Raw genomic sequence first — 13,643 nt, 5'->3', positions numbered from 1 at the left:
TAGGCTCGGTGTGCCCGTAATCCGCCAGTGATTTGGGGGGCCGCCGCCACGCGCCATCCATGGCGCGGGGCGGCTAAACCGGCATCCCTGCCGGTTTACCCCCCAAATCCCTGTCGAATTCCGGCCAGCGTGGTTTAACGGGGCGCCTAAGATCAAAAGCAGATCAAGAGCGGCTCGCTTCGCATCGTGGTTACCGTTGAGCTTACAGAGTTATGTAGATACCTATGCCTTCATGTGGGAGCGGGCTTGCTCGCGAAAGCGGTGGGTCAGTTTTCACATGTGCTAGCAGATACGCCGCCTTCGCGAGCAAGCCCGCTCCCACAGGGATCTGAGCCAGGCGATGATTCTGTGGGCAATACACATAACCAGTGTGTGGCTTGCCTGCGATAGCGGTGGTTCAGATTAAAAAACCAGTGACTGACACGCCGCTATCGCGGGCAAGCCCGCTCCCACAGGGGATCGGTGCCAGGCGCTGATTCTACGGGCAATACATGACCAATGTGGGAGCTGGCTTGCCTGCGAAAGCGGTGGTTCAGTTGAAAACGCAATGACTGATACACCGCCTTCGCGAGCAAGCCCGCACAGGTATGTGGCAACGAGCAGACTGACGGTTATTGTCAGAAATTTCCCACAGGAGTACAAATGTACTCCATGACAAACCTGACTCCCCGCCGCACCGCCATCCTGACCTTCATCCGCGAGCGCATCGCGCAACAAGGCCAGCCTCCCAGCCTCGCCGAGATCGCCGAGGCGTTCGGTTTCGCCTCGCGCAGCGTCGCCCGCAAGCATGTGGTGGCGCTGACCGAAGCCGGCTTTATCGAGGTCAACCCCAACCAGGCCCGTGGCATTCGCTTGCTCAACCAACCGGCGCGTCCCGAGTGGCTGGATGTACCGGTGCTCGGCCGTGTGGCGGCCGGTCGGCCGATTGGCGCCGATGCCGAGGTGCACAGCCGCTTGCAACTGGACCCCGCCACCTTCGCCAAAACCCCCGATTACCTGCTGCGGGTGCAGGGCGATTCGATGATTGAAGATGGCATTCTCGATGGCGACCTGGTGGGTGTGCGCCGCAGTGCCGAAGCCTTGAACGGGCAGATTGTGGTGGCGCGCCTGGACGGTGACGTCACTATCAAGCGTTTTGAGCGCCACGGCGACAGGGTTCGCCTGTTGCCGCGCAACCCGGCGTATCAACCCATCGTGGTCGGGCCCGAGCAGGACCTGGCCATCGAAGGCGTGTTCTGCGGCCTGGTGAGGCAAGGCTGATGGGCGCCGTGGTTGCCCTGGACTCGCTGTTCAATGGCGGGCGAGTCTGGAAGGGCCGGCCCGCCGCGCCACCGGCCAGCGTGCATCCCACGGGGCTGGCGGCGCTGGATGCGGTGCTGCCCAGTGGCGGCTGGCCGGAATCGGCCTTGAGTGAAATCCTGATGGCCCAGGACGGGGTGGGCGAGCTGCAACTGGTGCTGCCCACACTGGCGCGCTTGTCGGCCCTGGGCGAGCGCATTGTGCTGGTGGCGCCGCCCTATACCCCCTATCCCCATGCGTGGCAGAACGCTGGGGTGGATGTGCGTCAGTTGTCCATTATCCAGGCCGAGGAGCGCGACGCACTGTGGGCGGTGGAGCAATGCCTGCGTTCGGGCAGTTGCGGTGCGGTGTTGTGCTGGCCGCGCAAGGCCGATGATCGTGCCTTGCGGCGTTTGCAGGTGGCGGCGGAAACCGGGCAGACCCTGGCGTTTGCCTGGCGCTCCTTGAGCGAGGCGATCAATGCCTCGCCCGCCGCCCTGCGCCTGGCGGTCGAGGCCAGGCCCGCGCAAGTGCGGGTGCTCAAGTGCCGTGGCGGGCTGGCCCATCCGGCGCCGATTGCCCTGGCGGGGCATTGAGGTTGCCATGCGTTGGGTGTGTATTGTCTTCCCGCAATTGGCGCTGGACGGGGCACAGCGTGTGCACCCCGAACCCGAGCAGCCGCTGGCGCTGCTGGCCGGCACGCCGCAGCGGCGCGTGTTGCAAACCGTCAACGCCGCCGCCCGCGCCTTGGGCCTGCGCCCCGGGCAATCGTTGACGGCGGCCCATGCCCTGGCCAAGCAGTTTGCCTGTGTCGAATACGACCCGTTGGAGATCGAGCGCCTGCAGCAGTTTCTGGCCGCCTGGGCCTATCGTTTCAGTTCCCAGGTCAGCCTGTATTACCCACGGGCCTTGTTGTTCGAGATTGAATCGAGTCTGGGCCTGTTCGGGCCCTGGCCGCAACTCGAGGCGCGTTTGCGCAAAGAGCTGACCGAGCTTGGCTTTCGTCATCGCATCGTCGCTGCGCCCAACCCGGCAGCGGCGCGGGTATTGGCAAACGGCTACGACGGCCTGGCCGTGGCCGATGACAGCGCCTTGATGCAGGCCCTGGCATCGCTGCCTATCGACCGCGCAGGCCTTGAACCCCAGGCCGCCACCGCCTTGTCGCGCATGGGCCTGCGCAGCCTGGCCCAAGTGCAGGCCTTGCCCCGGCATACCCTGGCGCGACGTTTTGACGCCAGCCTGCTCAAGCACCTCGACGCCCTCAGCGGGCAGCGGCCATTGGCCCTGGATTTTTATCAGCCGCCGGACCAGTTCGATGCACGCATCGAGTTGAATTTCGATGTGCAATCCCACCAGGCGCTGCTGTTCCCCTTGCGACGCTTGACCGGCGACCTGTCGGCCTTTCTGTGCGGCCGCGACAGTGGCGTGCAGCGCTTTGACCTGCATCTGGAACATGCCCAGGCACACGACAGCGTGATCAAGGTGGGCCTGCTCAGCGCCGAGCGCGAGCCTTCGATGTTGTTCGAACTGGCCCGTGGGCGCCTGGAGCAGGTACAGGTCACCGCGCCGGTGCGGGGTGTGCGCCTGGTGGCCGAGGACTTGCCGGTGTTTGTGCCGCAACGCCAGGACCTGTTCGACGACCGCCCGCAACAAACCCTGCCGTGGGAGCAATTGCGCGAACGCCTGCGCGCGCGCCTAGGGGATGAGGCGGTGCAGGGCCTGCGATTTCAGGCCGACCACCGTCCCGAATGCGCCTGGCAGGCCGCGACCGACAGCCATCCGTGCCCGAGCTTGAACAAGGTCCGGCGCCCAGGCTGGTTATTGCCGCAACCGACCTTGCTGGCCGAACACGGCGTACAGATCCTGATGGGCCCGGAGCGCATCGAATCCGGCTGGTGGGATGGCGCCGATGTGCGCCGCGACTATTACCTGATCCAGACCCGCGCCGGCCAGCAGGGTTGGGCCTATCGCACGGTGGGGCAAGGCGATGGGCTGTGGTTGCAAGGGTGGTTTGCATGAGCCCCCTCGGTCCGCCACCTACTGTAGGAGCGAGCTTGCTCGCGAAGGTCGTCAACGATGACGCTGGGTTCCTGAAGGAACGCGGTGCCTTGACGTTTTTCGCGAGCAAGCTCGCTCCTACAGGGGAGGGTGGCGTATGAATTATGCCGAGCTGCACTGCCTGTCCAATTTCAGCTTCCAGCGCGGCGCCTCCAGTGCGCTGGAGCTCTTCGAGCGCGCCAAGGGCCAAGGCTACAGCGCCCTGGCGATTACCGATGAATGCACGCTGTCGGGCATTGTGCGCGCTTGGCAAGCCGCCAAAGCCGTGGACTTGCCGCTGATTATCGGCAGCGAAATGCACATCGAAAACGGCCCGAAACTGGTGCTGTTGGTAGAGAACCTGAGCGGTTACCAGCACCTGTGCCGGCTGATCACCCTGGCCCGGCGGCGGGCTGAAAAGGGCAGCTATCGCCTGCTACAGGAAGATTTCGAGCAACCGCTGCCCGGCCTGCTGGCGTTATGGGTGGCACAAGACAGCGACACCCAGGCCAGCCTCGACTGGCTGCGCCGCACCTTCGACCAACGCCTGTGGCTGGCGGTGCATCTGCATTGTGGCCAGGACGATGCGCGCCATCTGCAACAGCGCTTGCAACTGGCTCACAGCCTGCAAATCCCTGCCGTGGCCTGCGGCGATGTGCATATGCATGCGCGAGGCCGCCGTGCCCTGCAAGACACCATGACCGCCATCCGCCACCATGTGCCGGTGGCCGAAGCCGGCACACGCCTGCACCCCAATGGCGAACGCCACCTGCGCAGCCTGGATGCCCTGGCGGCGCTGTACCCCCAGGCCTTGCTGGACGAAACCCTCGCCATCGCGCGGCGCTGTACCTTCGACCTCGGCCAGTTGCGCTATCACTATCCACGCGAGCTCGTACCCGCAGGCCATGACGCCCAATCCTGGCTGCGCACCCTCACCGAAGAGGGCATCGCCCAGCGCTGGCCCGAAGGCATCGACGACAAGACCTTGCAGCAAATCCAGCGTGAACTGCAGCTGATCAGCGAGCTGGGTTACGAAAGCTATTTCCTTACCGTGCATGACATTGTGCGCTTCGCCCGCAGCCGTTCGATCCTGTGCCAGGGCCGTGGCTCGGCGGCTAACTCGGCGGTGTGTTTTGCCCTGGGCATCACCGAAATCAACCCGAGCCTGACCAACCTGCTGTTCGAGCGTTTCCTGTCCAAAGAGCGCAACGAGCCGCCGGATATCGACGTGGATTTTGAGCACGAACGCCGCGAAGAGGTGCTGCAATACGTGTTCCAGCGCTATGGCCGCACCCGTGCAGCCTTGACGGCGGTGGTCAGCAGTTACCACGCCACGGGCGCAGTACGCGATGTGGCCAAGGCCCTCGGGCTGCCGGCAGACCAGATCAACGCCTTGGCCGATTGCTGCGGGCGCTGGAGCGATGAAGCGCCACCGTTGGAGCGCCTGCGTGAAAGCGGCTTCGACCCGGACAGCCCACTGCTGCGCCGGGTCTTGACGCTCACCCAGCAACTGATCGGTTTTCCCCGGCACCTGTCCCAGCACCCTGGCGGCTTTGTGATCAGCGAATACCCGCTGGACACCCTGGTGCCGGTGGAAAATGCGGCCATGGCCGAGCGCACCATTATCCAGTGGGACAAGGACGACCTCGACGCCGTCGGTTTGCTCAAGGTGGACATCCTCGCCCTGGGCATGCTCAGTGCGATCCGCCGCTGTTTCGATTTGCTGCGCCGGCACCGCGACCGGGACTTGAGCCTGGCCACGATCCCCAAGGAAGACCCGGCCACCTACGCCATGATCAGCAAGGCCGACACCATCGGTGTGTTCCAGATCGAGTCGCGGGCGCAGATGTCGATGTTGCCCAGGCTCAAGCCGCAGACGTTTTATGACCTGGTGATCGAGGTTGCCATTGTGCGCCCCGGGCCGATCCAGGGCGGCATGGTGCATCCGTATTTGCGGCGGCGGAACAATGAAGAGCCCACGACCTATCCGTCGCCGCAATTGAAAGCTGTGCTGGAACGCACCTTGGGCATCCCGCTGTTCCAGGAACAGGTGATGCAAATCGCCATGGTCGCCGCCGACTACAGCCCCGGCGAGGCCGACCAGTTGCGTCGCTCCATGGCCGCCTGGAAACGCCATGGCGGCCTGGAGCCCCATCAGCAACGCCTGCGCACCGGCATGCTCAAAAACGGCTACACCGAAGCCTTTGCCGCGCAGATTTTCGAGCAGATCAAGGGCTTTGGCAGCTATGGTTTCCCTGAGTCCCACGCCGCCAGTTTCGCCTTGCTGACCTATGCCAGTTGCTGGCTCAAATGCCATGAACCGGCGGCCTTCGCCTGCGCCCTGATCAATAGTTGGCCCATGGGCTTCTACAGCCCGGACCAGATCCTGCAGGACGCGCGGCGCCATCGTTTGCAGATCCGCCCCGTGGATGTGCAGGCCAGTGACTGGGACTGCAGCCTGGAACCCATCGACGGCCAGCAACCGGCGATTCGCCTGGGCCTGCGCATGATCTCGGGGTTTCGCGAGGAGGATGGGCGGCGTATCGAAGCGGTGCGTCAGCGTCGACAGTTCAGCGACATCGCCGACCTGGACGCGCGCGCCGGGCTGGATACGCGTGCCCAGGCGCTGCTGGCGGATGCCGGGGCCTTGCGCGCCCTGGCCGGCAACCGCCATCAGGCGCGCTGGGACGTGGCCGGTGTGCATCAGCAACTGGGCTTGTTTGCCGGCCTGCCGAGCCCCGATGAAACGCCGGTGGCATTGCCCGAGCCCACGGTAGGCGAAGATTTGCACGCCGATTACACTAGTCTCGGTACTACCCTGGGGCCCCATCCCCTGGCGTTGTTGCGCGCCGAGTTACGCCGGCGCCGCTGCCGCAGTTCCCAGGAGTTGCTGATGGTGGAACATGGGCGCAACGTGAGCATCGCCGGGCTGGTCACCGGCCGCCAGCGCCCAGGCACGGCGAGCGGCGTGACCTTTGTCACCCTGGAAGATGAGTTCGGCAACCTCAATGTGGTGGTCTGGCGCGACCTGGCCGAGCGTCAGCGCCAGGCGCTGGTGGGCTCGCGTTTGCTCAAGGTGGACGGCCGTTGGGAGGCGGTGGGCGAGGTGCGGCATTTGATCGCCGGGCGCCTCACCGATTTGACGCCGCTGCTGGAGGGGATTGTGGTGCGCAGCCGGGATTTTCATTGAGTTCAGTAGTTTCTGCATTCCTGTGTATTCAAGATGAAACCATCCATCGCCGGCGCGCTCCAAAACTTGCGACTGTCTTGTCCCCGCACAGAGCCCAATCATGCAATTTTTATCCAACCCCCACGGCTGTGAAGGCTGGGCCGGCGAAATGGCCCAGCGGATTCGCACATTTGACTGGTCCAGCACCGACCTTGGCCCCTTGGATCAGTGGTCCACGAGCCTGGCGTGCACCGTGCAAATGATGCTGGCCTCACCCGTGCCGATGGTGATGCTGTGGGGGCGGGCGGGGTACATGATCTACAACGACAGCTATTCGGTATTTGCCGGCGGGCGCCATCCCTACCTGTTGGGCACACCGGTGGAACTGGGCTGGCCGGAAGTGGCCGAGTTCAATCGGCATGTGGTGGATACGTGCCTGGCGGGCGGCACCTTGTCGTTCAATAACAAGGAGCTGGTGTTATCGCGTCACGGCCAACCGGAAAGCGCGTGGCTGGACCTCTATTACAGCCCCGTGGCCGGGGACAACCAACAGCCGGCCGGGGTGCTGGCGATTGTGGTGGAAACCACCGAGCTGGTGAAATCCGAGCGGGTGCGCCAGGAGCTCACCCATAATCTGGAGCAGCGCGTGGCCGCTGAAGTGCAGGCGCGGTCTGCCGCCGAAGACCAGTTGCGCCAGTCACAGAAACTGGAAGCGATTGGCGGCCTGACCGGTGGCGTGGCCCATGACTTCAATAACCTGCTGCAAGTGATCGCTGGCAACCTGCATTTGCTTGCCCGGCATGAACCGGACAACCCCCAGGTGCAACGTCGCGTCACCGCGGCCATCGCCGCCGTGGAACGTGGGGCCAAGCTGTCCTCGCAACTGCTGGCCTTTGCCCGTCGCCAGCCCTTGTCGCCGGCGGTGTACAACCCGCAGCGCATCTACGCCGGCCTGGGCGAGCTGTTGCAACGGGCGCTGGGGGAAACCATTCATATCGACGTGCAACTGCCCCAGGATTCCTGGTGCATCAATGTCGACCGCAACCAGCTGGAAAATGCGCTGCTCAACCTGGCGATCAATGCCCGGGATGCCATGCAGGGCGAGGGCGTGATCCGTATCACCGGGGAAAACGTCATCCTCAACCCGGACGATTGCGTCGGTAAAAGCATCAAGCCCGGCGAATACGTGCGCCTGGCAGTGGCCGACACCGGCGTGGGCATGTCCGAGGCAACCCTCAAGCGCGCATTCGAACCCTTCTTCACCACCAAGCGCGAAGGCCACGGCACTGGCCTTGGGCTGAGCATGGTGTTCGGTTTTGTGCGCCAGAGCGGCGGGCATGTGGACATGTGGAGCGAGGAGGGCAAAGGCTCGGTGGTGCAAATGTATTTCCCCCACTGCCTGGAGCCCGAATGCCTTGAGGACTACAGCGATGTGGACCTGCAAGCCAGCGGCCAGGAAACCATTCTGGTGGTCGAGGATAATGAAGGCGTGCGCCTGACGGTGGTCGAGTTGCTGCAGCAGTCGGGCTATACCGTACTGACCGCCGAGGATGGTGACCGCGCGATGCAGGTGTTGCAGCGCGGCGTGTCGCCGGACCTGATCTTTACCGACGTGGTGATGCCCGGCCGGGTCAAGAGCACCGACCTGGCCACCTGGGCCCGCGCGCAGAACCCGCCGGTGCCGGTGCTGTTTACCTCCGGCCACACCCGCGACATTCTGTCTTCCAATCATCTGCTCAGCGCCGATATCCACCTGCTGAGCAAACCCTACAGCCCCGATGCCCTGACCCAACGCGTGCGCAGGGTGCTAAGCGCAAGACAAGGTTGCCCATGACATCACAGCGCAACATCCCACCGCTCACCGCCCAGCAAACGGGCTTCGTCAGGGTGCGTGGCGCCCGTGAACATAACTTGCGTAACGTCGATGTCGACATTCCCCGGGACGCCCTGGTGGTGTTTACCGGCGTGTCTGGCTCCGGCAAATCGTCCCTGGCGTTTTCCACCGTGTATGCCGAGGCCCAGCGCCGCTATTTCGAATCGGTGGCGCCCTATGCGCGGCGCTTGATCGACCAGGTGGGCGTGCCGGATGTAGACAGCATCGAAGGCTTGCCGCCTGCTGTGGCCCTGCAACAGCAACGCGGTACACCGAGTGCGCGCTCGTCGGTGGGCAGTGTCACCACCTTGTCGAGCCTGATCCGCATGCTCTATTCCCGCGCGGGCCGTTATCCGAAAGGGCAGGCCATGTTGTACGCCGAGGATTTCTCGCCGAACCTTCCTCAAGGTGCGTGCCCGCAATGCCATGGCCTGGGCCGTGTGTATGAAGTGACCGAGGCGCTGATGGTGCCCGATCCGTCGTTGACCATCCGCCAGCGTGCAGTGGCGTCCTGGCCGTTGGCTTGGCAGGGCCAGAACCTGCGCGACATCCTCGTGACCCTGGGCTATGACGTGGACATCCCATGGCGCGACTTGCCGAAAAAGCAGCGCGACTGGATCCTGTTCACCGAAGAAACCCCCACCGTGCCGGTGTACGCCGGCTTCACCCCGCAACAGACCCGCGAAGCATTGAAACGCAAGTTGGAGCCCAGTTACCAAGGCACCTTCAGCAGCGCCCGGCGCTATATCCTGCATACCTTCGCCCACACCCAAAGCGCGCTGATGAAAAAGCGCGTGTCGCAGTTCATGCAAGGCAGTGCCTGCCCGTTGTGCGAGGGCAAGCGCCTGACCCAGGCGGCGCTGTCGGTGAAGTTTGCCGGGGTGGATATCGGCGAGTTGTCGCAACTGTCCCTGGCGCAATTGGCCGAGTTGCTGCGGCCGGTGGCAGCGGGGCAAGACACCATGAAGTTGTCGGTGGAAAAACGCCTGGCGGCCCAACGCATCGCCCAGGACCTGCTCGAACGGGTCAACACCTTGATCGAGCTGGGCCTGGGTTATCTGTCCCTGGAGCGCAGCACGCCGACCTTGTCGTCCGGGGAGTTGCAGCGTCTGCGCCTGGCCACCCAATTGGGCTCGCAGTTGTTCGGCGTTATTTATGTGCTCGATGAGCCGTCGGCGGGTCTGCACCCGGCGGATGGCGAAGCATTGTTCACTGCGCTTGATCGCTTGAAAGCCGCAGGCAATTCGCTGTTTGTGGTGGAACATGACCTGGAAACCATGCGCCGCGCCGACTGGCTGATCGACGTGGGCCCGGCTGCCGGCGAGCATGGCGGGCAAGTGCTGTACAGCGGGCCACCCGCAGGGTTGGCGGATGTCGAGGCCTCGCAGACCCGCGAATACCTGTTTGCCCAACCTGGCCCGACCAATGCGCCAAGCCGCGAGCCGGCCGGGTGGCTGAAGCTGGAGGGCGTGACGCGAAACAACCTGAACAATTTGGACGTGGATTTCCCGCTGGGCTGTTTCACCGCGGTGACGGGGGTTTCCGGCTCGGGCAAATCCAGCCTGGTCAGCCAGGCGTTGCTGGAGCTGGTGGGCACGGGCCTGGGGCGCGTGCTGGAAAGCGACGACGAACCGAGCCTGGAGGATGCCGCACCGCAAGCCAGTGGCGGGCGCATCAGCGCCGGGCTGGAACACATCCAGCGCCTGGTGCAGGTGGACCAGAAGCCCATCGGCCGCACGCCGCGTTCCAACCTCGCGACCTACACCGGGCTGTTCGACAACGTGCGCAAGCTGTTCGCCGCCACGCCAGCGGCCAAGAAGCGCGGCTACGACGCTGGGCAATTTTCCTTCAACGTCGCCAAGGGCCGTTGCCCAAACTGTGAGGGTGAAGGTTTTGTCAGCGTTGAATTGCTGTTCATGCCCAGTGTGTACGCGCCATGCCCCACCTGCCACGGCGCGCGCTACAACCCTGAAACCCTGGCAATCAAATGGCAAGGCTTGAACATCGCCCAGGTGCTGGGGCTGACGGTGGAGCAGGCGGTGCAGGTGTTTGCCGAGCAGCCGGGCATCCTGCGTTCGTTAGTCGTGCTGCGCGATATCGGCCTGGGTTATCTGCGCCTGGGGCAGCCGGCTACCGAGCTGTCCGGCGGTGAAGCCCAACGCATCAAGCTTGCTACCGAGCTGCAACGTAACGCCCGGGGCGCCACCTTGTATGTCTTGGACGAACCCACCACCGGCTTGCACCCCAAGGACGTCGATCGTTTGCTCAGCCAGTTGAATCACTTGGTGGAGGCAGGGCATACGGTGGTTGTGGTGGAGCACGAAATGCGCGTGGTGGCCCAAAGTGATTGGGTGATTGATATCGGCCCGGGGGCAGGGGACTTGGGCGGAAAGGTGGTGGCGTGCGGCACGCCCCACCAGGTTGCCAAGAGCAAACACAGCCGTACCGCACCTTATCTAGCCTGTAGGAGCGAGCTTGCTCGCGAAAAACGTCAACGATAACGCGCGTTGCCTGAATGAACGCGGCGCCTTTGAGTTCTTCGCGAGCAAGCTCGCTCCTACAGGGGGATTATGGTGTTCCCCTTACATATGTTTGTTGTGCTGGATCTGCTCTTTGGCCAGCTTCACCACATTCTCCACGGTAAACCCGAACTTCTCCTGCAACTTGGCCAACGGGGCCGAGGCGCCGAAGCTGTTCATCACCACTTTGGCGCCGGTCTGCCCGACGTAGCGGTCCCATCCCAAGGGCCCTGCCTGCTCCACCACTACACGGGCCTTCACCGCCGGTGGCAGGACGCTGTCGCGGTAGGCTTGATCCTGGTCTTCAAATAGCTCCCAACTGGGCATCGACACCACGCGAGCGCCGATGCCTTGGTCTTTGAGCTGCTCATACGCGGCCACCGCCAAGCTGACTTCGCTGCCGGTGGCAATCAGGATGACCTTAGGTTGATCTGCACCGGCCAACACATAGGCACCTTTGGCCGCACCTGAGGCGGCGGCATAGTGGCTGCGGTCGAGGGTCGGCAGTGCCTGGCGCGATAACACCATACAGCTGGGCCGATGGGTTTGTGCCAGTGCCACCTTCCACAGTTCCAGGGTTTCATTGGCATCGCCTGGGCGCAGGGTCAACAGCCCCGGGGTGGCGCGCAATTGGGTGAGGTGTTCGATAGGTTGGTGTGTCGGCCCATCTTCGCCGACGCCGATGGAGTCATGGGTAAACACGAAGATCACCGGCAACTCCATGATCGCCGCCAGGCGGATCGGCGGTTTCATGTAGTCGCTGAACACCAGGAAGGTCGAGGTGTACGGCCGCAGGTAGGAAAGCGCCATGCCGTTGGCGATTGCGCCCATGGCGTGTTCGCGGATACCGAAGTGCAGGTTGCGCCCGCTGTAGTCATCCGCGCTGAAACGCCCGGCACCGTCGAAAGTGAGGTTGGTCTTGGTCGAGGGCGACAGGTCTGCCGAACCGCCCAGCAGCCAGGGGATCTGTTGGGCGAAGGCATTCAATACCTCGCCGCCCGAAGCACGGCTGGCAACGCCTTTGGCATCGGCGGCAAAGCTGGGCAGGTGTGCTTGCCATTGCTCGGGCATTTCCCCGGCGCGCATGCGTTGCAGTTCATCGGCCCGTTGTGGGTCGAGGGCCGCCAGGCTCTGGTTCCACTCGGCGTACAGCGGCTCGGCGCGTTCGTAAAGGGCATCGCGCAACACTGTGCGGGCCTCCTCGGGCACCAGAAAACTTGAATCCTGCGGCCAGCCATAGGCGGCCTTGGTCAGGCGAATCTCGTCCTCGCCCAGTGGCTCGCCATGGGCAGCCGCGGTGTTGTGTTTGTGCGGGGAGCCGTAGCCGATCACGCTGTCCACCACGATCAGGGTGGGAGCGCCGGTATTGGCCTTGAAGGTTTCCAGCGCCACGCTCAAGGCCTGCAAGTCATTGGCATCGGTGACGTGTACGGTGTGCCAGCCATAAGCCTGGAAGCGTTGGATCACGTCTTCACTGAACGCCAGCTCGGTGTGGCCCTCGATGCTGATGGTGTTGTTGTCGTAGATCCAGCACAGGTTATCGAGCTTCAAATGCCCGGCCAGGGACGCGGCTTCGCTGCTGATGCCTTCCATCATGTCGCCGTCACCGCACAGGGTGTAGACGTCGTAGTCAAACAGCACCTGGCCGTCGCGGTTGAAGCGCTCAGCCAGCCAGCGCTCGGCCATGGCCATGCCCACGCTGTTGGCGCAGCCCTGGCCCAACGGGCCAGTGGTGGTTTCCACGCCGGTGGTCATGCGGTACTCGGGATGGCCTGGGGTCTTGGAGCCGATCTGCCGGAACTGCTTGATATCGTCCAGGCTGACGGCCAGTTGGCCGGAGCGCTGGCCATGGGCATCGATCTCCACCACACCGGCCAGGTGCAACAGCGAATACAGCAACATCGAGGCATGCCCCACCGACAGCACAAAACGGTCACGGTTGGGCCAGTCGGGATGCTTGGGGTGATAACGCAGGAAGCGACTCCACAACGTATAACCCACCGGCGCCAGGCCCATGGGCGTGCCCGGATGCCCCGAGTTGGCCTTCTGCACGGCATCCATGGCCAAGGTGCGCAGGGTGTTGATGCATTGGGTGTCGGCAGCAGTGGCAACGTGATTCATAAAACCGTTCTCCCTGGGGTGGCGATCTACAGTTGAGGGCAGGGTGGGGCAAAGGTTTGATCCCATCGTGTGCGCTGCGACGAACGGGAATGTATTGACCCCGAACATGACAAGACCGGTGGGAATGGGCTAGCTTCAAGGGCGTAGACCATCGATCAATCTGTGGAGGTACGCCATGCCAGTGAAACACGACCTGTATCAGGACTTGGGGTTGAGCAAGGAAGTTGTTCACGAACGCAGGGCGCAGGACAAACGGTTGGATGCGCTGCTCACTCAATACGACGACGCCGACGCTGAGGTGCTAAAAGCGGAAAAAGCCAGTGCCAGCGATGAGGATGTGGAAAAGCTGAAGAAGAAACGGCTATTGGTCAAAGACGAAATTGTGGGGCGGCTGGGTTAAGCAATCCCTCGCAACATATTTGGAATGTGCATATTTGTTCAGAATTCTCTGGAGGACAAATGCCGTTTCACTCCCTATGATGCGCCCCGTCCACTCGGCTCTGGGGCTTGTTGCGGCGCAAGGATTGCGTTGTTGAGCCGGGTGGGCATCCTCAGAATTTTGCAATACAGGGCCGAATCGGTCGGCATGAAAATGCTGCCTGTGGGAGCTGGCTTGCCTGCGAAGACGGCCTCCCAGCCAACGCCT

General features: G+C 63.4%; 8 protein-coding genes. 7 read left to right on the top strand and 1 reads right to left on the bottom strand.

Annotated elements, in window-relative coordinates; genetic code table 11:
• Window positions 1-642: 642 nt before the first annotated feature.
• From lexA to uvrA, 6 genes are all read left to right on the top strand, one after another.
• Complete coding sequence (lexA, locus tag V8689_RS16060; RefSeq protein WP_019817581.1) at window positions 643-1,260, top strand: transcriptional repressor LexA; 618 nt, start codon at window positions 643-645, stop codon at window positions 1,258-1,260.
• Window positions 1,260-1,874, top strand: coding sequence for a translesion DNA synthesis-associated protein ImuA (gene imuA, locus V8689_RS16055; protein WP_056788075.1), 615 nt, complete (start codon window positions 1,260-1,262; stop codon window positions 1,872-1,874). Before lexA ends, imuA begins: the two co-directional genes overlap by 1 nt.
• A 7-nt stretch (window positions 1,875-1,881) precedes the next feature.
• Window positions 1,882-3,297, top strand: coding sequence for a Y-family DNA polymerase (locus tag V8689_RS16050; protein WP_056788078.1), 1,416 nt, complete (start codon window positions 1,882-1,884; stop codon window positions 3,295-3,297).
• A 136-nt stretch (window positions 3,298-3,433) separates the two neighbouring features.
• Complete coding sequence (locus V8689_RS16045) at window positions 3,434-6,505, top strand: error-prone DNA polymerase (protein WP_056788081.1); 3,072 nt, start codon at window positions 3,434-3,436, stop codon at window positions 6,503-6,505.
• A gap of 100 nt (window positions 6,506-6,605) precedes the next feature.
• Complete coding sequence (locus V8689_RS16040) at window positions 6,606-8,318, top strand: ATP-binding protein (RefSeq protein WP_056788083.1); 1,713 nt, start codon at window positions 6,606-6,608, stop codon at window positions 8,316-8,318.
• Window positions 8,315-10,858: an excinuclease ABC subunit UvrA gene (gene uvrA / locus V8689_RS16035; protein ID WP_056788085.1), complete on the top strand. Its 2,544-nt coding sequence runs from the start codon at window positions 8,315-8,317 to the stop codon at window positions 10,856-10,858. The genes V8689_RS16040 and uvrA overlap by 4 nt, the downstream gene beginning before the upstream one ends.
• Window positions 10,859-10,939: 81 nt before the next feature.
• Here the strand turns inward: uvrA and tkt are convergent, their stop codons facing one another.
• Window positions 10,940-12,997 carry a transketolase gene (gene tkt / locus V8689_RS16030; RefSeq protein WP_056788089.1) on the bottom strand — a complete coding sequence of 686 codons (2,058 nt, stop codon included), beginning with the start codon at window positions 12,995-12,997 and terminating at the stop codon, window positions 10,940-10,942.
• Between the two features lie 175 nt (window positions 12,998-13,172).
• Between tkt and V8689_RS16025 the strand changes: the two genes are divergently transcribed.
• A complete protein-coding gene (locus tag V8689_RS16025) occupies window positions 13,173-13,397 on the top strand; it encodes a DUF465 domain-containing protein (protein ID WP_014718181.1) in 225 nt (74 codons plus the stop codon).
• Window positions 13,398-13,643 lie beyond the last annotated feature (246 nt).

Origin of the sequence: Pseudomonas sp. AK181, assembly GCF_051122975.1 — a bacterium.
In the GTDB taxonomy this organism is placed as follows: domain Bacteria; phylum Pseudomonadota; class Gammaproteobacteria; order Pseudomonadales; family Pseudomonadaceae; genus Aquipseudomonas; species Aquipseudomonas lactis.
The sequence above is the reverse complement of the archived record's forward strand: the minus strand, read 5'-3'. Positions and strand labels throughout refer to the sequence as shown.

Excerpts from the sequence above, each read along its gene's own strand:
- uvrA (WP_056788085.1), top strand. The coding sequence starts at position 8,315 with ATGACATCACAGCGCAACATCCCACCGCTCACCGCCCAGCAAACGGGC.
- V8689_RS16040 (WP_056788083.1), top strand. The coding sequence starts at position 6,606 with ATGCAATTTTTATCCAACCCCCACGGCTGTGAAGGCTGGGCCGGCGAA.
- imuA (WP_056788075.1), top strand. The coding sequence starts at position 1,260 with ATGGGCGCCGTGGTTGCCCTGGACTCGCTGTTCAATGGCGGGCGAGTC.
- V8689_RS16045 (WP_056788081.1), top strand. The coding sequence starts at position 3,434 with ATGAATTATGCCGAGCTGCACTGCCTGTCCAATTTCAGCTTCCAGCGC.
- V8689_RS16025 (WP_014718181.1), top strand. The coding sequence starts at position 13,173 with ATGCCAGTGAAACACGACCTGTATCAGGACTTGGGGTTGAGCAAGGAA.
- lexA (WP_019817581.1), top strand. The coding sequence starts at position 643 with ATGTACTCCATGACAAACCTGACTCCCCGCCGCACCGCCATCCTGACC.
- tkt (WP_056788089.1), bottom strand. The coding sequence starts at position 12,997 with ATGAATCACGTTGCCACTGCTGCCGACACCCAATGCATCAACACCCTG.
- V8689_RS16050 (WP_056788078.1), top strand. The coding sequence starts at position 1,882 with ATGCGTTGGGTGTGTATTGTCTTCCCGCAATTGGCGCTGGACGGGGCA.